The sequence below is a fragment of the Desulfovibrio desulfuricans genome, assembly GCF_024460775.1.
Lineage (GTDB): Bacteria > Desulfobacterota > Desulfovibrionia > Desulfovibrionales > Desulfovibrionaceae > Desulfovibrio > Desulfovibrio desulfuricans_E.
Genome location: NZ_JANFYZ010000001.1, coordinates 318824 through 341606, shown reverse-complemented (window position 1 = coordinate 341606; position 22783 = coordinate 318824). Strand labels below are relative to the sequence as shown.

Here is a 22783-nt window from a genome sequence, read left to right as displayed (position 1 = left end):
GGAACAGCATATGGATATTGTTGAATCCGTCAGACCCCTGGCCGCCATACTTACAGCGTTGATCGGCGCATGCCTGATAATGCTGACGGGCCGTCGGCCCAACGTGCGCGAGACCGTTTCTTTTGTAACGGCGGTGGTCATGTTCTGCATCATCGCCTCCATGATCGGCGATGTTGCGCCTGCGCCCCTGGGGCTTGGCCACACGCTGCACCTCACGCTTTTCCCCATCCTGCCGGGGCTTTCGGTGAGCTTTCGGGCGGATGCTTTTTCCATGGTATTTGCGCTGGTTGGCTCGTTTTTGTGGATTATCACCGTTTTTTACGCGGCAGGGTACATGCGCGGCCTCAACGAGCATGCCCAGACGCGCTTCAGCGCCTGCTTTGCCCTGACGCTTTTTGGGGCAATGGGCGTGGCCTTTGCCGACAACCTGTTTACGCTCTACCTGTTCTATGAAGTGGTCAGCGTGTGCACCTATCCTCTTGTGGCCCACCATCAGGATGCCGAGGGCTATGACGGCGCGCGCAAGTATATTGTGTACCTGACCACCACGGCAAAAGGGCTGGTGCTGCCAGCCATGATCGTCATCTACGTGCTGACGGGCAATCTGGACTTTGCCCACAACAGCCACACGGGCATCTTGTCCGCCGGGGCCAGCGATGCGCTGGCAACCGTGCTGTACGTTTGCTGCATCCTGGGTTTTGCCAAGAACGGCATCATGCCGTTCCACCACTGGCTGCCGGGCGCAATGGTTGCTCCCACGCCTGTTTCGGCCCTGCTGCATGCGGTGGCGGTGGTCAAGGTGGGCGTGTTTTGCACCACGCGCGTCATGCTCTTTGTGTTTGGCACTGATTTGATGAAAAGCCTGAACCTTGGCGTGCCCACGGCCTACTTTGTTTCGTTCACCATTCTTGCGGCCTCCATCATTGCCCTGACCAAGGACAACCTCAAGGCGCGGCTGGCATATTCAACCGTGAGCCAGCTCTCCTACATCGTGCTTGGCGTGGCGCTCCTGACCGTAGACGGCATACAGGGAGGCATAGTGCACATCGCCAACCACGCATTCTCAAAGATAACGCTCTTTTTCTGCGCAGGCGCGATCTATGTGGCAACGCACAAAAAGTGCATTTCTGAGATGAGCGGCCTTGGGCGCTCCATGCCCTTTACCTTTGCGGCCTTTGCCGTGGCCTCGCTTTCCATGATCGGCGCGCCGCCTGTGGCAGGATTTGTGACCAAGTGGAAGCTGCTGGTGGGCGCAATGGAAATGCCCGCGCATTCCATGGGCATATTGCTGGTGCTGCTGGCAAGTACGCTCCTGAATGTGGCCTACTTTGCGCCTGTGACCTACAAGGCATTTTTCGGCAAAAGGCCGGAAGGCGAAGAAACGGGCATTCGTGAAGCACCGCTGAGCATGGTTGTGCCCATTCTCATAGCGGCTGGCGTTTCCGTGTTCATCGGCATTTACCCCGATGCCATCATGTCCTTCGTGAAGGTGGTGACAGGATGATAGTGAACATCATCGAATTTTTCCGCGCCCGGCTCAAGGCTACCATCCGCGTGTGCCTGGTGGTGCTGGCCGCGCTGGTGGTGTGGGACGCCCTGTTTGTTTCAAAAGAGCATGTGCACACCTTTGTGGAGCGCATACCCGGATTCTGGGCCGCGTTCGGCTTTGTCGCCTGCGTTGTGATTATCATCGTTTCCAAGTGGTTCGGCCATTTGGGCATTATGACCCGCGAGGATTATTACGATGACTGAGCCATGGATTCACCCCTCCGCAGTTCTGTTGCTGGGCGCGGTAATTTTGCCGCTGCTGCCCAAGGCCCTGCGCCGGATATGTATCGTGCTTGTGCCGGTGCTGGCCTTTTGCGCCGTGCTGCTCATGCAGGGGCACAATGGAGTATACGGCGTGCTGCCTTTCATGAAATGGCAACTCATATTCGGCAAGGTCGATGCGTTGAGCATGGTCTTTGCCTACATCATGACCCTCATGTGCGTGATCGGCTCGGTCTATGGCCTGCATGTGGAAGAAGCCGCGCAGCACTCCGCCGCCTGGACATATGTGGCAGGATCACTGGGCGTCATCTTTTGCGGGGACTACCTGACGCTCTTTCTCTTTTGGGAGCTGATGGCCTTTTCCTCCGTATTTCTGGTGTGGTTCAGGCGGCGCAAGGAGTCGCTGGCCTCCGGCTACCGATATCTGCTGGTGCACACCGCGGGTGGTTTGCTGCTGCTGGCAGGGCTTGTGCTGCGCTACCGGGCCACGGGCGATCTGACCTTCGGCCCCATCGGCGTGGCTGATCCGCAGCTCTACACCTACCTGATCATGGCCGGGTTTATCCTCAACGCGGCAGTGCCGCCCTTGCATGCGTGGCTGCCCGATGCCTACGGCGAAGCCACGGTGACAGGCGCGGTATTCATGTGCGCTTTTACCACCAAAACCGCCGTATATGTGCTGGCGCGCAGCTTTGCGGGCATGGAAATTCTGGTGCCGCTTGGCGTGTGCATGGCCCTGTACGGTGTTGTGTACGCCGTGCTTGAAAACGACGCCCGCCGCCTGCTGGCCTACCACATTATCAGTCAGGTGGGCTACATGGTGGCAGCTGTGGGCATAGGCACGCCGCTGGCCATCAACGGGGCCTGCGCCCACGCCTTTGCCCACATTCTCTACAAGGGGCTGCTGTTCATGGGCTGCGGCTCTGTGCTGCACATGACGGGCGTGAGCAAGTTCACCCAGTTGGGCGGCCTGTACAAAAAGATGCCCAAAACCTTTGTATTCACTCTGGTGGGCGGGCTTTCCATTTCGGCCTTTCCCCTGTTCAGCGGTTTTGTGACCAAGGCCATGATCGTTGCCGCCGGATTTGAGGCGCACAACTACTGGGCGGGCTTTCTGCTCACCCTGGCTTCTGCGGGTACCTTCCTGCACACGGGTCTGAAGGTTCCTTACTTCATCTGGTTTGGCAAAAACAACTGCTCCAAGGAAACATGGGAACGCGCGGGCGATCCGCCGCTCAACATGCAGGCGGCCATGGCGGTGGCGGCGTTTTTGTGCATCTTCATCGGCTGCCACACGCCGTACCTGTACGACATGCTTCCCTTCCCCGAAGTGGCGGCGCAGTACCACCCCTACAGCGCCGCGCATATTTCTGAAACCTTGCAGATACTGCTGTTTACGGCCCTGGGATTCTTTTTGCTGCTCAAAAAGCTCACGCCGGAGCCCACCATCAGTCTGGATCTGGACTGGTTTTACCGCATGGGCGGCAGGCTGTTTTACTGGTTTGCGCGCAAGCCCGTGCAGTCTGCGGACAATGCCGTGGGCGAGGCCTGGAACCGGCAGGGTATAGTGCCGCTCATGCGCACGGCGCGCTTCTGGTCATGGTTTGACTGGCACGGCATTGATACTGTGGTTGACGGCACGGCCCGCAGCGTGCGCTCTCTTGGCGGAATGCTGCGGCACGTGCAGAGCGGCAGCCTGCAAATAAACATTATTTCCATGGCCGCAGTGGTGGCCCTGGTGCTCACGCTGCTGGCTCTTGTTTGAGCCGGGGTGAAAGGAGATCGCCACAATGGATTTTCTGAGCATGAACACCTTGGGGTATCCCATCCTCAGCATTCTTGTTTTTCTGCCGCTGGCAGGGGCTGTCATTGTGCCCCTGCTGCCGGGGGAGAACAGCGTGCGGGTGTGGACGCTGCTGGTCACTCTGGCAAACGCCGTCATTTCACTGCCGCTGTTTACGCGGTTCAACCCCACATCCGCCCTGTACCAGTTTGCGGAGCACCACCCGTGGATTGCCAGCTTTAACGTCAACTACACCCTTGGCGTGGACGGCATTTCTCTGCTGCTGGTGATGATGACAACGCTCATCATGCCGCTGTGCGTGCTGGGATCGTGGAAGTACATCCAGACCCGCGTAAAGGAATTCATGATCTGCCTGCTGGTGATGGAAACATCCATGCTCGGCGTGTTCATGGCGCTGGATCTGGTACTGTTCTATGTGCTGTGGGAAGCCATGCTTATTCCCATGTATCTGCTCATCGCCGTGTGGGGCGGGCCGCGCAAGAGCTACGCCTCCATCAAGTTTTTTCTGTACACCCTGGCGGGTTCGGTATTTCTGCTGGTGGCCATTGTGGCCCTGTACATCAATCAGGGGACGTTCAGTATTCCCGCGCTCATGGGGCAGCAATATTCCGAGCGTTTCCAGCTTTTGGTATTTCTGGCCTTTTTCATTGCTTTTGCCATCAAGGTCCCCATGTTTCCCTTCCACACCTGGCTGCCAGCGGCCCATGTGGAAGCCCCGACAGCAGGCTCGGTGATTCTGGCCTCTGTGCTGCTCAAGATGGGTACATACGGATTTTTGCGCTTTTGCCTGCCCATTACGCCCGGCGCGGCTATCGGCCTGCTGCCCGCCCTGCAGTGGCTCTCGGTGGCAGGAATCATCTACGGCGGTCTGACCGCCCTTGCGCAGCAGGACATGAAGAAGCTCATTGCCTACTCAAGCGTGGGGCATATGGGTTTTGTGACACTGGGCATCTTTGCCCTGAACCAGCGGGGGCTTGAGGGCGCGCTGCTCCAGATGATCAATCACGGCGTCACCACAGGGGCTTTGTTTCTCTGCGTGGGCATGGTGTACGAGCGTTCGCACAGCCGCGAGCTTTCGGACGCGGCCGGGCTTGGCAAGTTCATGCCCATCTATGTGACGTATCTGACGTTTTTCTCGCTGTCGTCGCTGGCCTTTCCTGGCACAAACAGTTTTGTGGGCGAGTTTCTTATCCTTGCCGGGGCATTTTTCAACAACAAGATCGTTGCGGTTTGCGCCATCCCCGGTGCCATACTGGCGGCGGCCTACATGCTGCGCATGTTGCAGCGGGTGATCTGGGGCGGCATCAACAACCCCGACCAGTCGCGCATGTACGATCTTGGCTGGCGCGAGGCCGTGACCCTGGCCCCGCTGCTGGTGTTTGTTTTCTGGATTGGGCTGGCCCCGGAACCGTTTTTGCGCGTCATGAGGCCCAGCCTTGACCATCTGCTGGCGCAGACCGGCTACCATGCCACGAGCGCACTGGCCCTTGCTGAACTTATTGCGCGTTGATGAACCCCAAGCACAGACATAAGGCCTACGCATGAACGCACATCTTTTTGCACCGGAACTGGTTCTTCTTGCAGGGTGTCTGCTGGCATTTTGCATGACTCTGACGGAAGCCCGGACGCAAACCCTGCGCCTGCTGGTTCTTTGCGTTGGGGCAGCCTTTGCCGCTACCTCCGTTCTTTGCCTTTTTGCCAAGGGAACCCTGTTTTACGGAGCCTACAGGGTAGACCTGTTTTCGCAGCTGGTAAAATGCGTGATGTCCATCGGTTTTACCCTGATGCTGCTTTTTGGGGCGGACACCAAGGGTATTTCCGTGCGCATGCGCCCGGAATATTATTTCTTTCTGCTCACAAGCCTGCTGGGCCTGACCCTGCTTTCAAGCAGTGTGGAGCTGATCACCCTGTTCATCGCCCTTGAACTGTCTTCGTATTCGCTCTACCTGCTGGTGCCCATGCGTACCCCCTCGGACAGCATGCGCGCGCCCATGGAGGCGGCCATCAAGTATCTGCTCTTTGGCGTGACGGCCTCAGGCATCATGCTCTTTGGCATGAGCTGGATTTTTGGCATCGCGGGCAGCACCTATCTTGACCAGATATTGCCAGCCATGAGGACAGCCGGATCACATGCCGCCCCTCTGGTTGGGCTGCTGATGCTCTTTTGCGGCATGTTCTTCAAGCTGGCGGTGTTTCCCTTCCACTTCTGGGCGCCGGACGTGTACCAGGGCGCATCCAACGACACCACGGCCTTTATCGCCTCCATACCCAAGATTGTGGCCGTGGCCGTGCTGGCGCGGTTCTGCGCCATGGCATATCCCGGCGAGGGGCACGTGGCGCTGCTGCTGACCGGGCTTTCCATAGCGTCCATGTGCTACGGCAACCTCACGGCGCTGGTGCAGACTGACGTCAAGCGCATGCTTGGCTTTTCGGGCATAGCGCATGCCGGGTACATCCTCATGGGTATGGCGACCCTGCAAGGCTGGGGCATTGCCACGGCGCTCTATTATGCCACCGGCTATCTGTTTATGATGCTGGCGGCATTTCTGGTGCTGTGCGTGGTTTCGCCCGATGGGCGGAACCTGAGCATCAAGGATCTGAACGGCCTTTCGCGGCGCTCGCCTCTGCTGGCCTTTGTACTTGGCGTGAGCATGTTCGCGCTGGCGGGCATTCCGCCCTTTGTAGGTTTTATGGGCAAGTTCATGCTGCTGACGGGCGCGTGGCGGGCTGGGCATACGGCCCTGGTTATCATTGCCGCCATCAACACAGCAATCGGCATCTACTATTATTTGCAGGTGGTGCGCGCCGTGTATACCGAGGCCGCGCTACATGATGCGGAACCCATTGTGCCTCACGCAGGCGCGCGTATGGCGGGCATATGCCTTGTGGGGCTGGTTCTGGCCCTTGGCATTGCGCCGGAAAGCATGCTCCAGCTGGCCAGGGAAGCGGTGCAAGCCGCATGGTAGGCTGACAGACAAGCACGCAACAGTGCAGAAAAGCAAAGTCAGTGCTGACCACAACGGTCGCACTGACTTTTGTTTTTTGCTGCCCTACAAGGAAACGTGCCTGATTTTCGCGGCATTGTCGCGTTGCACCGTGCGGTGGTAGCGAACAGCCGGATACCCAAAAAGCATTGCATAAAAAGGTGTTTCAGGATCCAGACCGAGAATGGGACGCAATTCTGGAGCTGCATCAACTGCAAATTTCAAGAATCCGCACCATGTTGTACCCAATCCGCTGCATTGGGCGAGCAATTCAAAATATGCCAGAGCCAGAGAAATATCTTGCAGGGGTGTACTTGCGGTCTCTGCCGCAGAGACAACAAGCAAGTGCGGCGCACCCCTAAATATTTCATCTACTCCCTGTTGCCGATAGGCTGCCACAGCCGCTGATAAAAAATCTGGCATCAACTCATTGCATTCTATTTTGTTCTCAATTGATTCAATCACCCTGATGCGTAGTTTTTGCATTACGTTGTGATCATCCACCACAGCAAAACTCAAGGTGCGATCATTACAGCCTGTTGGTGTATTTGCCAGCGTGGCGAGAAGATCATCAATCATTCCGGTTGGCACATTTTCCATACTGTACTGGCGAACACTGCGCCGTCCCCGCAACAGCGTGTGCATCTGGCTGGCAGATGGTATTTTTTCTGCGCTCAGTTCTATGCTGTTCTCTGCCTTGAGGCCGAAAATACTTACTGCCCCTGTAGGGCATACGGCCAGGCAATGCTGACATTCAAGGCAGTTTGCTTCCAGTATGGGCGAAACCCACGGCAAACCGTCGGAGATGGAAATTATATGGCGAGGACAGTCGGTTATGCATGCATTGCACTGGACGCACTTTTGTGGATCAACTGTAAAATGTATCTGCTTCATGATTATGCCCTTTGCTGCAGCTATGCTGGCAGGATGTTGATACTTTGTATCAATCCGTGTTTGACAATGAATTCATAAGAAAATTTTTGCGGGCTCCCTGGAAAATTGCCTTTTGTCAACGTTATGACTTTTGTGCTCTCAGCAGTAGAAATTGCATCAATAACAGTTGTGCAAAGATCAAATTTTTCCTTTGAATCTGCAACAAAGGCCTTGATGGCATTTATTCCGCTGATTTCATTGTTTTCGCCCGGGTCAAAGAGCACAGCCTCGCTTGCAAGGCAACTGTCCAGTTTTTCAGTTTCGGCAGTGTTCATTGTTTCCATAAATATTTCCACAGCCTCTGGCATGTTGGTGCTCATGGCAACCTCCATTATTTTGTTGAAATTTATGTCTAGCAGAGTAAACATGACAACATTATGTCATGTTTTTGAGCGCCTGATGGAGGCCAGAGTGAAAATTGACCGCCTTTTGTCCATTGTGATGATTTTGCTGGCAAAGAAAAAAGTAAGCGCCTCAGAACTTGCCCAGACGTTTGAAGTATCTGTGCGAACCATCTATCGCGATGTTGATACAATAAATCAGGCGGGTTTGCCCGTGGTCACGTACCCTGGTGCAAAAGGGGGAATTGGCATTCTTGAAAGTTACAAGGCGGAAAAGCGTTTCTTCACGTCGCAGGATGTGACCATGATCCTGATGGGGCTGGGCAGTATTCGCACGTCTTATTCAAGTGCCGAGGTGGCAGGAGCAATTGCAAAAATCAAAGGGCTTGTTCCTGAGGCAGAGCGCAAGGCAATTGAATTGCAGGCAGGGCAGGTATCAATTGATTTGACTCCCTGGAGCAACAATCATGCTGGTATGGCAGCGCTCGTGAAAATTCAGCAGGCCTTGAAGGATAATAGGCTGTTGGAGTTTGATTATAATGACCGTAAAGGCCAGCGGAGCGCCCGCCGTGTAGAACCATACAAACTGATTCTTAAAAGAAGGAGCTGGTATCTTGGGGGATATTGCCTGATGCGTGAGGGCATGCGCCTTTTTAAAGTTTCACGTATGGCTGAAACAAAACTGTGCAAGGAATCGTTCTCTCCGCGCACTGTTGCTACAGAAGATTTTATTGTTCGAAATTTTGACGATGCAGAATGCATGGATGGAATAATACGGATATCTGCAAGGGCCAGAGAGACAATTGTGGAACTGTTTGGAGATGCGGCGCTTGAGCAGGAGAATGAAAATACGTGGCTGGCCCGTATTCCATTAACTGACAATGATCAGGGGCACAGTTTTGTTGCCAGCCTTGGCTGCGATGCAGAAGTGCTCGCCCCTGAATGCATCAGGGAAAGCATGAAAGAATATTTCAGAAAAGCCATGAGCGTCTATTGTTAATGTAAGCCTTTACCAGCCCGCTCATTTTTATTCCAATGCTGTGTTATGGCGTTGCTGTATCCGGCAGCAGGGCGAGGGCGTAGCAGTTGCGCAGATCGGCAAGGTTACGCTGCGGCACCCCTGTGCTCAGGAGCAGACTTTCCCAGTTCTGGCGGATTGTCCCCCTGATTTCTTCAACAATCATCTGTGCTTCATCGGGGGCAAGGCCAAAGTGCCGTGCCGCGGCCAGCACGTTGCTCATGGCGGAGCTGCGGCCATCCGGCCCCACGCTCAGGTGCAAGGCCCGTGGGGCCTCGTCCATCACAGGCTGCGGCACCACGTCATACGCCGGAGAGAGCCGCCAGCCGGATCGGCCATTCTGATCAGCCAGATGCAGAAAACCATGATTGCGCAAATGGTCGTCGGAGTTGTTGCACAGGGCATTGAAGACCATGCGCTGGTACAGCTCGCGGATATCGCTGCGCGTGGCCTCGGCGCTGTAAAAATCCCGCCGCATGGCTGTGACGATGTCGGCGTAGGCAGCATGCGCTTCCGGCCCTGCGGCGCCAATGAGGGTCATGGCCGAAACAAAGGGCAGGCGGTGCAGGGCGCCGCTGCGAATCTGGCGGTCAAAACGCTCAACCAGAAGGATATCGCGGTTGCCCAGAACCGTAATCCGATCCGTTTCCGGCACATTGATGCCGCACTTTGCCGCGAGGAGCATATTGGCATGCTCTATGCGGCAAGTGGGCCAAGCTTCACGCTCCTTGCTGAATTTTGCAACCCAGAATTTGCCGTCCTGCTCAAACGAGGCCTTGGGCCTTGCGCCGCCAATGGAAGAACCGCGCACAAAAAAGCGTCTGTACTGCGGGTTGAGATCGTCCGCCTGCTCCACGTTGTCCGTAGCCAGCAGCATGCCCTGGAGGTCAAGTTCTGCGCCGGGGAGGCTCTGCGCCCAGGGCGGCACATCGGTAAATGGGGCGGCATCGGGCGCGCTGCTGAAACCGAGCGCGCCGATTCTGTCTGGCCCGGCATAGAGCATGTAGTCAAATTCGCCAAGGTGGGAGCCTGCGGCTTCGGCGGCTATATCAAGAACGTGACGGCCCCAGTCGTCAGGGCAGGCATCGCGCAGCCCGTTAAAGAGCGCGCCGCCCAGCGGGCCTTCGTAGGTGTGTTCCCGTTGCAGGGGCAGCGCAACAGGGTCAACGGCAACCGCGTCAGGCCGCTCCAGATAGCGGTTGGAATATTCAAAGAAGCACTGGCTGAACCGGCCATCCTGAACATAGCGCAGGCGTCCGGCAACAACAAAGCTGCCTTCAAGGTGCATATGCACATACGCCACGCGGGTTGTCATGAGATGGCTCCCTTAAAAGTCGTAGGAAATTTTGTCCTTGCCGTCCGTTTTTCCTTCAAGCCGCCTGCGTTCGTGGGCAAGGCCGATCATGTCCGTTTCCATGGCGGCCACGTTGTCCAGGTCGTCTTCAAGCCCGAGGGTGAGCAGGGCAGTCACAAGGGTGCCAAGGCTTGTTCCCGGTGTGCCGCTCTCCAGCCTTTGCAGGGAGCCAACAGAAACCATCATGAGCTTGGCCATTTCGTGCAGGGTCAGACCCCGGCGCTTTCGCGCCAGTTTGATTCTGCGGCCCAGATCCTCAAGTTTTGCCAGAACCTTGGGCGGCAGGGCGGCTGTGGAAGCTGACGATTTACTCATAAACGATACTTTATTGGCATTTTTTGTTAATATATAGATAAATAAAAAATGGTCAAGGAGGAAATGCCAGGTCGATCAAACAGGTCACAGCCAATTGCTGAAGTTCTGGGCCAGGCCTTGAACGGCATCTATGAATTTTCCCACATGATAGCCGTCGCACACTGCGTGATGCACTTGAATGGAAAGCGGCATGTGTGTCTTTCCGTTTTGTTCCAGATAGCGTCCAATTGTAAAAATGGGAGGGAGGTATGTTCCCTCGCCGTAAACATTCAGATTGAAGCCGGTGAAGCTCTGCCAGGGAAAGGATGAAACCGTGAACAAATTTTCAGGCATGTTGTTTTGAGGAAAAAGCGTATCAGAGTTGCCGTATTTTTCCATGTCGTGAATGCAGTTGTCATAAAATTTGCTGAAATTACTATCAAATAGCGTGAATATACTGCTGAAAGTTTCAGTTTTTTTGTTTAAAATCGTGTAACTTGGGCTTGTTGATTCCCAGTAGCCAAGTTCGCCATGAGTATTTATAGCCATTCTGAATTCTTGAAATTTATTAACTGCGCGTGAAAGTATGTATATTTGTGCAGGGTATGCCTTAATTCCACGAAGATTCAATTCTTTTACAAGTGAATCAATTTCTATATTTACTGTGATGCTGTAAGTGCAGCGAACAGTATGGACGTAATGCTGATAATAAGATTTTCTTTTCCAGATGTTCAAATCGATTACATTAAATAACATGAAAAATAGTCCTTTTGCTATTGCTTGCTCGTCACGAAAGTACGTAATCCCTGAGTCGTTTTGTAGTTCACAGTCCGCCGCCTCCACCCCCGCCAGATCCGCTGCCCGAGCCGCCACCGCCGGAGCTGAAACCGCTGGCGGATGAAGATTCGGCAGACGCGGAGGAGGCGCTTACAGCGCTGCCAAAACCATTGGAAAAGTCGCTCCAGCCGTCATGCCCGTGCACAAGGGCGACATCAACGCCGGAGTCTTCCAGCGCTGCCGCCTGGAGCTGCTCGGCAAACCTGTTGCACCACGTTTTTTCCAGCCCCAGCACCAGTGCATAGGGCAGCAGACGGCGAAAAACCTCGGGCGTGTTTTCGGGTTTTTCATCCTGCGCGCTAACCTGCTCCATGCGTGGCAGTTCCGCCGTGCGCATGTATATGGCAAGGCCTTCAATTTCGTCCAGTACAGCGCGGGCTGCGGGGCTTGGAGCCTTGATGACGGCTGTGAACACAATGGATGTGATAATCATGAGCAGAAGAAGCAGCCACCCAAGATCGTAAAAATAAAACTGAAGACCAACCGCAGCTATCCCGGCCAGTGGCAAAGCCATAAGCCCCAGAGTTGCCAGCAGGGATTTTGCCTGCTGCCGCACCAGCAGCAGGGGGAGCGCCAGTGCTGCGCAAAAAGCCATGCAAACTGCGAGCAACAGAAGAATCAGCGGCAGTTGCGAGCTATCCGGGGTAAGCACCGAAGGGTCAACTTCCCAAAAGCTCGCCGCAAAAGCCAGCGGCAGCACCAAAAACCAGCCAAGCACTGCAACCCAGGTGTTCAGCTGCCATGCACCCTTAAAGTTTTGCTTAAGGTTTGCCCTGGCAGCGTTGAAAATACTGCGGACATCTTCATTTTTGGGGCGCAGCAAGAGTTTTTCACCCTTGCCAGTACTGTGCACAAGCTCGCGGTACACGGTCTGTTCTTCTGCGGTAAGCCCCTCTGTGCGTCCGTTTGATGCGGCGGGCAGCTCCAGCGCATAGGTTTTGGCGTCCGCCTTGCTTATGCGGCACAGCCCCTTGAACGCCAGAGCCAGAAACGTGGCGGCAAGCCCCCGGCCAGAGATGCGGGCCGACTTGTATAAGAACTCCACCGCCAGCGGCGAAAGCACTTGCGGCGTGGCCTCAGCAGCAGATTTTTTGCTCCACTGAACGGCTTTGGGTGGGTAATAGCGGGGGAATATGGCACCCTTGGGCGGGTCAATGCCAAGGCGTTGCCAAAGCAGAAAATAGTAAAGAAAAACAGCGCAAAAAGCCAGACACTGCGCGGGCAGCAAGGGATTATCATACAGGACTTCAAAGAGCAGGCCCCGCTCCCTGATGACACGCTCCTCTTCCTGCCGGGCCAGCTCCAGGGCTTCGTCCTCCCTTTGTTGCTGCAATGCAAGCGGAAGCACAGGGTCGGCAATGCTCTGCCTGTCAAAGGCCACAGCCACCGTAAGCTGCGTGTCAGGCTCAAGGGTGCTGGCAAGGGTAAAGGATGCTTCGTTGGTTTGCGGTCTGCCAATGGTGATGTGGTCGGAATTTCTGGAGCCAGGTAGCCCGGCCCACGCGGCGGTTTGCTCCACGGCTACGCCCTTGGGCAGTATAACGCGGCATGAAGCGTCAAGGATAGGGAAGCCCCACACGCCAGTGGCGTTCCAGTTGAGTTCCCCATTGGATTCATAAAAACGCAGATGCAGGGAAGTGTCGTATTCAAGCACAAAGCGGTGCTGCCCCGTGGAGAGCGGCTCCTTGCCGCGCATGAGCACCCGTATGTAGTCGCCCCTGACTTCGGTTTCGACCGGGTTAAGGGGCACGCCGTCAAGGCTTGCGGATGTAACGGCGAAAGGAACCGTGCCGCTGTAGTTCGCCGGGCCGGAATAGAGCAGAGGGAGTTCGCGATATATGCCTTTTTTAATCTGATTGCCTTCCGCCTGCACAACAATTGCTTCGCGCACATGCATACTGCCGTCCTGATGGATTGTGACGGTAGAGGCAAAGCTCTCTATGCGTTCCTGCGCGTAGGCAGCAAGGCACATGGCATGGATGCAGAGCAGCAGGGCGCATACGGTCAGTGCAATGCGGCGTGTAAACCAACTGCTGGCATTGGGCGTGTGCATGGTTTCATCCTTGCGCAAGCTGCTTGTGGTGGGATGTCTGGGCTCAGGCGGTGGTTAAAAAAGTATGTCAGGCAGGCTCAGGGCAGCAAGCCCCACAGAGCCGAGCAGGCCCATGAAGGCCAGAGCCATCCGCGCGAAATTGCCGCGTATATAGCACCGCCGCGCATACCACAGCCAGATGAGCCCTGCGGCAAGGTTGCAGCCAAGCAATGTGTCTGACCGCCGCGCCATTATAAGCACGCCTGAGACCCAAAGCTGCAAGGCCGCCATCAGGGCAGCAGCCATGAAGTACAGGGCATGCCGCCACAAGCGGCGGCCCAGCCCGTCTTGCCTGTTATTGTGCACCAACATTAGGAACTGCCCGTTCTGCTGATGAATCAAGTTCAAAATACGCCACAGGGGCAAAGTGGAAAAATCCGGCAACCAGATTGCCGGGGAACTGGCGAACGCGGTCGTTCTGTTCCCTTGCTGCACCGTTGTAATAGCGGCGGGCCATCTGGATTTCGTCCTCCAGCGTGGCGAGGCTTTGCTGCAACTGGCGATAGTTTTCGCTGGCCTTAAGCTCCGGGTAGGCCTCCGCAATGGCAAAAAGCTTGCCCAGCGCGCCGGAAAGCAGATTCTCCGCTTTGGCCTGGGCCGCAACATCGCCCTGCACGGAGAGGCTGCGGGCACGCGCCGCGCTCACCTCTTCAAACAGGCTCTTTTCGTGGCTGGCATACTGCCTGACGGCGCTGACCAGATTGGGCACCAGATCGTGCCGCCGCTTGAGCTGCACATCAATGCTGCTCCAGGCTTCGTCCACCATGTTTTTGCCGCGCACCAGGGCATTGTAAAGGGCTACAATGACCGCGAACACAACCACAGCGCCCCCTATGGCGATCAAGATGCCGGTGCTCATACGAACTCCTTGGATTTGTTGGGAACATGCGCAGGCTTATGCATCAGCGTGATGCGAGCGGACTCGGTTAGCGTTGCAAAAATCCAGTTAATGTTGCCATAAAAACTGGCATATATGTGATATTCGGTCAATGCCTCAGTGCCGCCAGCCATAAGAGGCGGTCTTCTGGATAAGCCCCAGCCCGGCCCTCTCGTGCTGCCTCCTTTTCTCGCCCTCAAGCCAAAACATCCAAAGACATTTATGCACAGGTGCGTTACGAAGGTAAGGAAGTGGAAAGGGAAAATCAGGCCGAAATCACCAATAAAATTCCGGGGGATTGCGACATGGGCTTTTTGAGGGTTTCCAAAGTGTGCGCGCATGATAGCTCTGCTTGTGTCGGTCGGGGAATGCCCCTGAGTGCTATTCCTTTTTCATTGCTGCGGGCTGGCGCGAGGCCAGCGCTTGTGCTGCTGTGCCTGCTGTTGTGCCCCGGACTTTCGGCTTTTGCGGCTCCCCGCACGGTGGGGGATTGGGTGGTCGAGGTGCCAGCAGGCTGGAAAACGCAGGAGGAGGGGAATCAGGTACTGCTCAGCTCTCCCAAAGAAGACTGCTACGTGACGATGCTTGAAAAGGATTGCTTCAACGGCGATCTGGATCTGCTTGCAAAAGCTTCCGCCAGCATAACTGGCGGCAACGACCTGCGCACTCTGGGTGAAGGTAAGGGGGTTGTTTTTGCCGACAAGATTGCGCGATACTGGGTTGGCCTTGCGGACGACAAGTATATGGAAGTCTCTGTTGGACATGCCTGCCGAGGTGTGGGGCCCATTGTAAAAAGCCTGAAAATTTTTCCTAAGGCCAAGAATGCAGCGCCCCTGAACAAACTGCTGGCAGTTGCGCAAGGCCCGGAAAATACCAGGTGGCTTGTGACCGGCGACCGTCCGGACGATGCCAGGCCTGTGGAACCCGCAGACCCTACTGGCGACAGGCCTGATTTTGCGGCCCTGGCAGACCTTGCTGCCCCCGCCCCAGCTCCGCAGGGAAAAACCATCCCTGAAGGCTGGCGCACAACGCACACCGGACAGTGGACAATCTATGACAAACCGGACGAAAAGGTGTGGTACGCTGTGGGATTGTATCCACTCAAAAAGGTGGAAAACGGGAAGTGGGGCACGGATCTTATTGATCTTGCCCGCAGGCTGAAGGGCATCAACATCACTACCGGTGAAGGCACCGTTGATTTTTATACTCGAGAAGGCGGCATCGGCACAGTGCTGACCAATGACGCCAACACGGTTGTTGAACTGTATTACCCCGAAGACGATGCCAACCTGGCGGAACTGCGCGAAGCGCTGCATTGATGCCGGGGTATTGCGCGCCATCTGACCAACGGATTTCGTCAAACCGCACTACAAGGAGTCTCGCATGTACTTGCTGAAGCAATGGGTTGCTGGCGTGGCGGCCCTGCTGGTTTTTCTGCCGTCAACGGGGGTTGCGGCCGGGATAGTGCTGAAAAACAGCATGAACTCTGATATCAAGGCCGTTTTTTGCGTGGGCAACAATGGGGATAAAAAGCCTGTTGTTGAGGGCTTGGCAAAAAAATCATCCAAGACGGTAAGTCCGGCTAGGTTTCCTGAGCATGATTGCACGCGCATTGGCGTGACCATGCAAAACGGCATGGGCTGGCAGTATTATCACGAGCCGGAACCCGGTTCAGCCAGGGAAATCGAGTTTGCAATGGATGCCGCAGGCCGTAACGAAAAGCGCAAGTATCCCTCCATGCTCATAACCATGCCAGATGGTGAGGCTTATGTGGCCCCGGCGGGTGTGCCCATGTTTATGCTGGTGCAGTTGATGCGCAAGGGAATGGACGTGGCCCGCTGGAAGGAATTTGCCCTGCCCGGCTATGATGGGCTTAAAGAACCCGGCGCTTATGCCGTGTGCTTTGCCGACCAGTCGTGGAGCCTCGCGGGCAAGGGCCTGCAATTTGACGGCAAGGGCGGCGGGCTGGAAACGGTTGCCCTGTCTGCGCCATTTGCCAATACAACCATTGGGGCCATATTTGAAGAACTGAAAAAAAAACGGTTGGCTGCCTCTGGTTCTGGATGCCGGAGGCCAGACAAGCGTATTTGGCGCGCAGGGTGCGGCCCTCGCCCCCAAGGGAAAAGCCGTGGACTGCCCCCAAACCGCTGACGGCATGTGGGAGGCCTTTGAAACCATGTTTGTGAGCGGTACGGAAAATGCGGATAAGCCCGTGCGCGTTGTGCTTGGCAGCGAAGGGCTGCAGTTTGCCATGAACCTTGATCTGGATGCCGCACTGGCGCAGATAAGCCTTACAAGAGTGCCAGCAGGGAAGTAGGCAGTATTGAAGTTTAAGGAGATGAGTGAAAGCGTGGCTTATATGTTTGCTAAGGACGTATAAGCCACGTTGAATTTTTCAAGATGGCAGGGTGCCCCAAACTGCGCTCAACTCAGGGCCAGATTTGTTTTCTGTTGCCTCGCAGAATCTGGGCTTTATGCTTGCCAGCCATGCAGCTCACCTTGTTTGTTGAATTATTTTCTTCAACAAGCAGTGCGGTGCTACAAAATCAACATAGCAAACTAGTCTGCTTTTTTCTGTTCACCCTTGTAGCCGTCATTATAGCCCTGCTGAACAGCATCAACCTTTCTTTCAATTTTTGCAGAGGCTTTGCCAGCAGTTCTGCCAACCCAACTGCATCCGCTGGAAAAGAAAAAAAGCGCAATCAAGGCTGTTGCAAGAATCCGCATGATAAATTCCATCCTAAATTGAGAGTTGTCCTAAAAGAGTCTCTTGTATATTGTGCGGCTGTCCAATCTGGTGCCTTTTTAATAAATAAAGGCATGCAAACATGCAAGCAGGGGAGCAAATGCAAACTTCGCCCATAGCTCTGGTAACGGGCGCAAGCAAGGGAATTGGCAAGGCCATTGCCCTTGGCTTGGCCGCCGATGGTTTTGATATCTGGCTGAACTACCGCAACGACCACGATGCCGCAGAAGCCGTGCGCGATGCCATTGAGGCTCTAGGCCGTCAATGTGTTTTGCTGCCCTTTGACGTGGCGGACAAAGATGCGGTGGAAGCCGCCCTTGATCCACTGCTGGCGGAGGAAACGCCCTTTGCCCTGATCAACAACGCAGGCTTTGCCCGCGATACCGTCTTTGGCCTTATGTCCGAAGAGCAGTGGGATTCTGTCATCGGCGTGCATCTCAACGGGTTTTTTCATGTTTCGCGCAAGGTTGTGCCACGTATGCAGCGGGCGCGCACCGGGCGTGTTGTAAATATTGTTTCCACCTCGGGTCAGGCAGGTATGGCGGGGCAGGTGAACTACTCCGCAGCCAAGGCTGGTCTTATTGGAGCAACACGCGCCCTTGCACGCGAGCTTGGGCGGCGCAACGTGCTTGTTAATGCCGTGGCCCCTGGCTTTATCAGCACAGAGATGACGGCCGGGCTGCCAGTGGATGAATATATGAAAAGCGTGCCCCTTGGCAGACCGGGTTTGCCGGAAGAAGTGGCGGGCTGCGTGCGATTTTTGTGTTCCAACCTATCGTCCTACGTTACCGGGCAGGTACTGTCCGTTAACGGCGGACTGTACATGTGAGGCCCGATGCGGCGAGTTGTCATAACTGGCGTGGGGCTTGTATCCGTTCTGGGCGTTAGCCGCGAGCAGATCGCCAACGCGTTGTATAATGGGATTTCGGGCATAGTTGCCGACCCGCAGCGGCTGGAGCATGGCTTTCACAGCCCGCTTACAGGGCATATAGACGGTTTTGATTGCGCCCGCCATCTTAACAGAAAGCAGCGCAAAAGCATGCCGGATTTTGCCATTCAGGCGCATGCGGCAACACTGGATGCCCTGGATCAGGGCGGGCTGGCACCCGAAGACCTGCGCTCAGAGCGGTGCGGCCTTGTTTTTGGCAATGATTCCACAGTGCAGTCTGTAGTTGACCAGCAGGCGGCCTTGCTGGAAGCTGGCTGCACTTCCGGCATGGGCAGCGGCCATGTTTTTCGCTGCATGAATTCCACCATCACCATGAATCTCAACGTATTGCTTGGCAATACCGGCCCAAGCTGGACGGTAAGCGCCGCCTGCGCCAGCGGGGCATATGCCATCGGCCAGGCGGCAGACCAGATTCGCCTAGGGCGGCTCGACCGCGTCGTCTGCGGCGCTGCGCAAGAAGTGAACTGGCCGTCTGTATGCTCCTTTGACGGTCTGGGGGCTTTTTCTGCGCGCACGCCTGCGGAGGCGGCGTCCCGCCCCTTTGACAAGGGCAGGGACGGGCTGGTGCCAAGCGGCGGCGCTGCGGCCCTGCTACTGGAAGATTACGATATTGCCCGCAGCCGCAACGCCTGCATTCTGGCAGAAGTACTCGGCTTTGGTTGCAGCGCGGACGGCGAAACCCTTTCCGTTCCCAGCCGCACAGGGCTTGCGCGCGCCATGCGTATGGCTCTGGCGGAAGGCGGGCTGAGCGCTGCTGATGTGGATATTGTCAACGCGCATGCCACATCCACCCCTCAGGGGGATGCGGCGGAGGCAGCCAATCTGCGGGCCGTTTTCGGCGCTGACTGCCCCGATGTCATGGCGCTGAAAAGCCTCACCGGGCATGAATTGTGGATGTCTGGCGCATCGCAGGTGGCCTATGCCGTCATTATGGCGCAGGCGGGCTTTACGGCTGCTACCATAAATTATGAAGAGCCGGACGAAGATACCGCTGGTATTCCCGTACTTGTCCGCAGGCTGGAGCAACCCCCGCGAGTCGTGCTGAATAACGCTGCGGGCTTTGGCGGCAGCAACGCCAGTATCGCCTTGAGGCTCGGCTGATGCGCTGCGTGGTCGCAGGCAGCGGCATTACCGGCCTGACTGTCGCCTTGTTGCTGGCGCGGCAGGGCCACGATGTTGCCGTGCTGGAGGCTGGCCCGCGCGTTGCCCCGTTGCTGCGTGGTTTTTGGCGCGAAGGCCTGTATTTTGATACGGGCTTTCACTGCGGCGGCGGTCTGCATGCCGGGGGCGTTTTGCGCCGCTGGCTGCGGGCGTTGGGTGTAGAAAAGCATTTGCGGCAGATCACGACCGGCCGCACGGAGGTCTTCCACTTCGCCGATGGGCAGGTGTTTCAGCTTCCGGCAGGGCAAGCGGCGGTAACAGAAGCTGTTGAGCGGCAATTTCCCGGCGCAGGGCCAGCCATGAAGGCTTTTCTGCACCATATGGATACGGAACTGGGCCACTCCCCCTACCTGAATCCCGCTGTGCGAGCAGAGCCGTCTTTTGCGCTCCACAGCGCGGGCAGCGTGGCCCAGTATGCTGAATCTGCGGGCTTTCCTCCGCACTTGCGGGCCATGCTCGGCACCCGGTGCCTTTTGTACGGCGTGCGGCCCGAAGAATCCTCACTTGAAGAATATTCCCTTGTGGCCGGGCCGTATTTTCAGTCCAGCGGCTCGTGGCAGGGTGGTGGGCTGGCTCTGGTTGAGGCGCTTCTGGGATGCCTCGGCGAGCTTGGGGTCACTGTGCGTTGCAACGCTGCCGTTGCGGATATAGAGGCGGACAAGGCGCAAGGCGTGCGTGGCGTGGTATTAGGTGACGGTTCCCGCCTTGTCTGCGAGCGCTGCTTCTTTACCGGGCATCCCTCGCAGCTTGAGGGGCTGATCCCCAAGGGCCTCATGCGTCCGGCCTACCTGCACCGCATAAATGAGCTGCCGGAAACACGTTCCGCCATGTTGCTGTTTGCAGAAACACGCGACTGCCTGAATGAAAATGAAAGCATCTATCTGCTGCCGGAGCCTTCAGCGGAAGAACTGTTCCAGGGTGTGGAAAGCGCGCACCCCAGCATATACCTTTTTTGCGACAGACCGCAGCCGGATGGCAGAAAGGCTGTGATGGCCGTGGCGCTCATGGATGACAAGGATTTGCCCAACGGCGATCCGCATCCGCGCCCCCAAAGCTATGTGGCGTGGAAGCGTGAGTCTGCTGCCCGATTGCAGGCCTACATTGAAAAACGTCTGCCGGAGCTTGCAGGGCGCTGGCGCATCCTGGATGCGGCAAGCCCGCTGACAATGAGGCGCTGGATTCACGGCGCTACTGGCAGCCTTTATGGTGTGAAGCACCACCTTGGCGCTATGCCCATGCTGCCTGTCACACGCCTGCCGGGGCTGTTCCTGGCCGGGCAGAACATCCTGCTGCCCGGTGTGCTGGGCGGCATGGTCAGCGCTGCCCTGGCCGTGGGATTTTCCTTCGGTCATGATAACGCTCTCAAGGAGTTCAGGGAATGCGCGGAAAGCGAGTAGTCGTTACGGGCATGGGCGCGGTTTCGCCATTTGGCGAAGGCGTGGCAGCCATGTACGAAGGTGTGCGCGATAACCGTTGCGCGCTGACCACCTTGCCGGAATACAAGCTTGAGGGTTTGTCGTGCCGTGTGGCCGGGCTGGTGCCGCCATTGCAGGAAAAGCGTATTCCACGGGAATTGCGGCGTTCCATGTCGCCCATGTCTATTTTTTCCTGCCTCGCTGCCTGGGAGGCTTTGACAAGCGCCGGGCTGAGTACCCGGCCCGAACAGCGCATGGGCGTAGCTGTTGGCTCAACGGTTGGCAGCCCCACCATGCTGCACGAGTTTTTTGAGATGTTTCTGCGCGAGCACAGCGTGGAGAGCATGCGCAGCACCGTATTTTTCAAGGTCATGAGCCACACGGTTGCCGCCAATGTGGCCCTGGCCTGCGGGTGCGCAGGCCGCACGCTTGCACCTGCTGCCGCCTGCGCCTCTGGCCTCATGAGCCTGTGCCTCGGGTACGAGGCTATCGCGGCAGGGCGGGAAGAAATGATGCTCTGCGGTGGCGCGGATGAATTCCACCTGTTGACCTCCGCCACCTTTGACCGCCTTGGCGCTGCATCCCACATAGAAGACCCGGATTGCGCCTCTCGCCCCTTTGATGCGGAGCGCACAGGCATTGTTTGCGGCGAGGGTGCGGGCATCCTGCTGCTGGAGAGTCTGGAAAGTGCTCAGGCCCGCAATGCGCCCATTCTGGCGGAAATACGCGGCGCGGCCATATCTTCATCGCCCGGCAGCATCGCCCAGCCCGACGCGGCTGCCATTGCCGGCTGCATGCGCAGAACGTTGGACGATGCAGGCGTACAACCGCAGGATGTTGCCTATGTTAACGCCCACGCCACCGCTACCGAATTCGGTGATATTGCAGAAGGGCAGGCCATTGAAGCCGTTTTTGGCTCATCAGTGCCAGTGAGCAGTTTCAAGGGGCACCTTGGGCACACAATGGCGGCCAGCGGCGCGCTGGAAAGCATTTTGTGTATAGAAATGTTGCAGTCCTCCACCTATTTTCCAACGCGCGGCTTGCGCAATCCCGATGCCCGATGCGGAAATCTGAATCATATGTGCGAACATCTGCATAAACCAAGCGGTTTGGTATTGAAAAACAGTTTTGCGCTTGGCGGTTGCAATTGCACTATCATATTTGATAGGTTGAGTGAAAATTCAATCAATGTTGGGAAAGAATGAACGATAATAAAATTAGAGAGACGATTGACGCGGCCTTGAGTGAAGAATTTGAATTGTCCCCGGATCAGCTTGTTCCTACAGCGCATATCAAGGAAGACCTCGGGCTTGATAGCCTTGATATCGTAGATATGGTCATAGTGCTGGAAAAGGCCTTCAACTTCAAATTGCAAAACAAAGAGTCCCTGGTAAAAATTCAGACACTAGGGGACATTTATGCATTCATCGAGGCCTTGCGCGATGAAGGAACCGTCAAGGCGGAACAGTAATATTGTGTCAAACATTGCCATAAGTGCAATCTTTGTTTGCTGGACAATTATTATTTTGCCTTTAACTCTGTGCATTGCCGCGTTGCACACGGTTTTCCCCGGTGTCATGTGCGTGGTTAATCGGCGGTACATCTGGCTTTATGGCCGCTCTACGCTGTTTTTTTTGCGGCCCTGGCTGCCGGTGCGTATTCGCAACGCACATATGGCAGTGGAGTATCCTGGGTCGGTTGTTGTGTGCAACCATCAGTCTTTTTTGGATATATACCTGCTTGCGGCGCAGGATCAGGCCAATGTGTGCCTGATAACCAAAAGCTGGCCCTTCCGCTTGCTTTTTTTCTTTGCGCCCACCATGCGCAGCGCGGAATATATTGATGCGGAGAGTCTGTCCGCAGAACAGGTCGAGGCTTTGTGTCTTGAACGTCTGCGTGATGGGGTTACTCTGGTGATTTTCCCCGAGGGCAGCCGTACCCGCACTGGTGCTCTGGGCAAGTTTCGGGCTGGTGCTTTCCACGTTGCTGTAAAGGCCGGTCGCCCCGTGCTCCCCTTGCTGATTCACAACAGCTTCCAGGTGTTTCCTCCTGGCGCCAAGGGCTTTCATCCTGCTACCATCCATATGGAGTTTCTTGATCCGGTATGGCCGCAAGCCTTTGCCGGAGAACTTTTACCGCATCGCGCCATGATGCGGCATGTCAGAAACCTTTATGTAAAACATCTAACGTGTGCGACAGGAGAGTAAC

The 22783-nt window shown here is 56.1% G+C and carries 25 protein-coding genes; 15 read left to right on the top strand and 10 right to left on the bottom strand.

Annotation, left to right across the window (positions count from 1 at the left end):
- Window positions 1-10: 10 nt before the first annotated feature.
- Genes NE637_RS01380 through NE637_RS01360 form a run of 5 tightly spaced genes read left to right on the top strand, consistent with a single transcriptional unit; the run spans window position 11 to window position 6540 of the window.
- Window positions 11-1504 carry a monovalent cation/H+ antiporter subunit D family protein gene (locus tag NE637_RS01380; protein ID WP_192111822.1) on the top strand — a complete coding sequence of 498 codons (1494 nt, stop codon included), beginning with the start codon at window positions 11-13 and terminating at the stop codon, window positions 1502-1504.
- A gap of 2 nt (window positions 1505-1506) precedes the next feature.
- Window positions 1507-1752, top strand: a complete 246-nt coding sequence (locus tag NE637_RS01375; protein WP_215647596.1) for a hypothetical protein — start codon at window positions 1507-1509, stop codon at window positions 1750-1752.
- On the top strand, window positions 1745-3535 hold the full coding sequence (locus NE637_RS01370) for a Na(+)/H(+) antiporter subunit D (RefSeq protein WP_227118383.1): 1791 nt from the start codon (window positions 1745-1747) through the stop codon (window positions 3533-3535). The genes NE637_RS01375 and NE637_RS01370 overlap by 8 nt, the downstream gene beginning before the upstream one ends.
- 25 nt (window positions 3536-3560) lie before the next feature.
- Window positions 3561-5084 carry an NADH-quinone oxidoreductase subunit M gene (locus NE637_RS01365; RefSeq protein ID WP_227118382.1) on the top strand — a complete coding sequence of 508 codons (1524 nt, stop codon included), beginning with the start codon at window positions 3561-3563 and terminating at the stop codon, window positions 5082-5084.
- Between the two features lie 31 nt (window positions 5085-5115).
- Window positions 5116-6540 carry an NADH-quinone oxidoreductase subunit N gene (locus NE637_RS01360; RefSeq protein WP_227118381.1) on the top strand — a complete coding sequence of 475 codons (1425 nt, stop codon included), beginning with the start codon at window positions 5116-5118 and terminating at the stop codon, window positions 6538-6540.
- Window positions 6541-6624: 84 nt separating this feature from the next.
- On the opposite strand, the gene NE637_RS01355 is transcribed toward NE637_RS01360, so the two are convergent.
- Window positions 6625-7452, bottom strand: coding sequence for a nitroreductase family protein (locus NE637_RS01355; RefSeq protein ID WP_227118380.1), 828 nt, complete (start codon window positions 7450-7452; stop codon window positions 6625-6627).
- Window positions 7453-7472: 20 nt separating this feature from the next.
- On the bottom strand, window positions 7473-7811 hold the full coding sequence (locus NE637_RS01350; RefSeq protein ID WP_192111816.1) for a nuclear transport factor 2 family protein: 339 nt from the start codon (window positions 7809-7811) through the stop codon (window positions 7473-7475).
- Between the two features lie 46 nt (window positions 7812-7857).
- Here NE637_RS01350 and NE637_RS01345 point away from each other — a divergent pair, with 46 nt between their 5' ends.
- On the top strand, window positions 7858-8832 hold the full coding sequence (locus NE637_RS01345) for a helix-turn-helix transcriptional regulator (protein ID WP_227118379.1): 975 nt from the start codon (window positions 7858-7860) through the stop codon (window positions 8830-8832).
- A 43-nt stretch (window positions 8833-8875) separates the two neighbouring features.
- On the opposite strand, the gene NE637_RS01340 is transcribed toward NE637_RS01345, so the two are convergent.
- From NE637_RS01340 to NE637_RS01310, 7 genes are all read right to left on the bottom strand, one after another.
- Window positions 8876-10165, bottom strand: a complete 1290-nt coding sequence (locus tag NE637_RS01340) for a type II toxin-antitoxin system HipA family toxin (RefSeq protein WP_215647601.1) — start codon at window positions 10163-10165, stop codon at window positions 8876-8878.
- Window positions 10166-10177: 12 nt separating this feature from the next.
- On the bottom strand, window positions 10178-10519 hold the full coding sequence (locus tag NE637_RS01335) for a helix-turn-helix domain-containing protein (protein ID WP_227118378.1): 342 nt from the start codon (window positions 10517-10519) through the stop codon (window positions 10178-10180).
- A gap of 84 nt (window positions 10520-10603) precedes the next feature.
- Entirely contained in the window at window positions 10604-11254 is a 651-nt protein-coding gene (catA, locus tag NE637_RS01330) for a type A chloramphenicol O-acetyltransferase (RefSeq protein WP_227118377.1), read from the bottom strand.
- A 67-nt stretch (window positions 11255-11321) separates the two neighbouring features.
- The gene (locus tag NE637_RS01325) at window positions 11322-13388 is read right to left on the bottom strand and encodes a DUF2207 domain-containing protein (RefSeq protein WP_227118376.1); all 2067 of its coding nucleotides are present in this window, start codon (window positions 13386-13388) and stop codon (window positions 11322-11324) included.
- A gap of 54 nt (window positions 13389-13442) precedes the next feature.
- Window positions 13443-13739: a hypothetical protein gene (locus NE637_RS01320; RefSeq protein ID WP_227118375.1), complete on the bottom strand. Its 297-nt coding sequence runs from the start codon at window positions 13737-13739 to the stop codon at window positions 13443-13445.
- Complete coding sequence (locus NE637_RS01315; protein WP_227118374.1) at window positions 13723-14286, bottom strand: LemA family protein; 564 nt, start codon at window positions 14284-14286, stop codon at window positions 13723-13725. Before NE637_RS01315 ends, NE637_RS01320 begins: the two co-directional genes overlap by 17 nt.
- Entirely contained in the window at window positions 14283-14645 is a 363-nt protein-coding gene (locus tag NE637_RS01310) for a hypothetical protein (protein ID WP_227118373.1), read from the bottom strand. The genes NE637_RS01315 and NE637_RS01310 overlap by 4 nt, the downstream gene beginning before the upstream one ends.
- A gap of 27 nt (window positions 14646-14672) precedes the next feature.
- Here NE637_RS01310 and NE637_RS01305 point away from each other — a divergent pair, with 27 nt between their 5' ends.
- The 3 genes from NE637_RS01305 to NE637_RS01295 all read left to right on the top strand — a co-directional run bounded on the left by NE637_RS01305 (window position 14673) and on the right by NE637_RS01295 (window position 16621).
- Window positions 14673-15623 carry a hypothetical protein gene (locus NE637_RS01305; protein WP_227118372.1) on the top strand — a complete coding sequence of 317 codons (951 nt, stop codon included), beginning with the start codon at window positions 14673-14675 and terminating at the stop codon, window positions 15621-15623.
- Between the two features lie 64 nt (window positions 15624-15687).
- Window positions 15688-16455, top strand: a complete 768-nt coding sequence (locus tag NE637_RS01300) for a hypothetical protein (RefSeq protein WP_227118371.1) — start codon at window positions 15688-15690, stop codon at window positions 16453-16455.
- Window positions 16433-16621, top strand: a complete 189-nt coding sequence (locus NE637_RS01295) for a hypothetical protein (protein WP_227118370.1) — start codon at window positions 16433-16435, stop codon at window positions 16619-16621. The genes NE637_RS01300 and NE637_RS01295 overlap by 23 nt, the downstream gene beginning before the upstream one ends.
- Window positions 16622-16863: 242 nt before the next feature.
- Here the strand turns inward: NE637_RS01295 and NE637_RS01290 are convergent, their stop codons facing one another.
- Complete coding sequence (locus tag NE637_RS01290; protein ID WP_192111807.1) at window positions 16864-17031, bottom strand: hypothetical protein; 168 nt, start codon at window positions 17029-17031, stop codon at window positions 16864-16866.
- Between the two features lie 119 nt (window positions 17032-17150).
- On the opposite strand from NE637_RS01290, the gene fabG reads away from it, so the two are divergent.
- From fabG to NE637_RS15845, 6 genes are read left to right on the top strand one after another with little or no spacing between them, the layout of a single operon-like run.
- Window positions 17151-17879: a 3-oxoacyl-ACP reductase FabG gene (gene fabG, locus NE637_RS01285; RefSeq protein WP_225529807.1), complete on the top strand. Its 729-nt coding sequence runs from the start codon at window positions 17151-17153 to the stop codon at window positions 17877-17879.
- Window positions 17880-17885: 6 nt separating this feature from the next.
- Window positions 17886-19100, top strand: a complete 1215-nt coding sequence (locus NE637_RS01280; protein ID WP_227118369.1) for a beta-ketoacyl-[acyl-carrier-protein] synthase family protein — start codon at window positions 17886-17888, stop codon at window positions 19098-19100.
- Window positions 19100-20557, top strand: coding sequence for a phytoene desaturase family protein (locus tag NE637_RS01275; protein ID WP_227118368.1), 1458 nt, complete (start codon window positions 19100-19102; stop codon window positions 20555-20557). Before NE637_RS01280 ends, NE637_RS01275 begins: the two co-directional genes overlap by 1 nt.
- The gene (locus tag NE637_RS01270) at window positions 20539-21780 is read left to right on the top strand and encodes a beta-ketoacyl-[acyl-carrier-protein] synthase family protein (RefSeq protein WP_227118367.1); all 1242 of its coding nucleotides are present in this window, start codon (window positions 20539-20541) and stop codon (window positions 21778-21780) included. Before NE637_RS01275 ends, NE637_RS01270 begins: the two co-directional genes overlap by 19 nt.
- Window positions 21777-22046: an acyl carrier protein gene (locus NE637_RS01265; RefSeq protein WP_022658786.1), complete on the top strand. Its 270-nt coding sequence runs from the start codon at window positions 21777-21779 to the stop codon at window positions 22044-22046. The genes NE637_RS01270 and NE637_RS01265 overlap by 4 nt, the downstream gene beginning before the upstream one ends.
- Window positions 21994-22782, top strand: a complete 789-nt coding sequence (locus tag NE637_RS15845) for a lysophospholipid acyltransferase family protein (protein WP_367240624.1) — start codon at window positions 21994-21996, stop codon at window positions 22780-22782. The genes NE637_RS01265 and NE637_RS15845 overlap by 53 nt, the downstream gene beginning before the upstream one ends.
- Window position 22783: the final 1 nt, after the last annotated feature.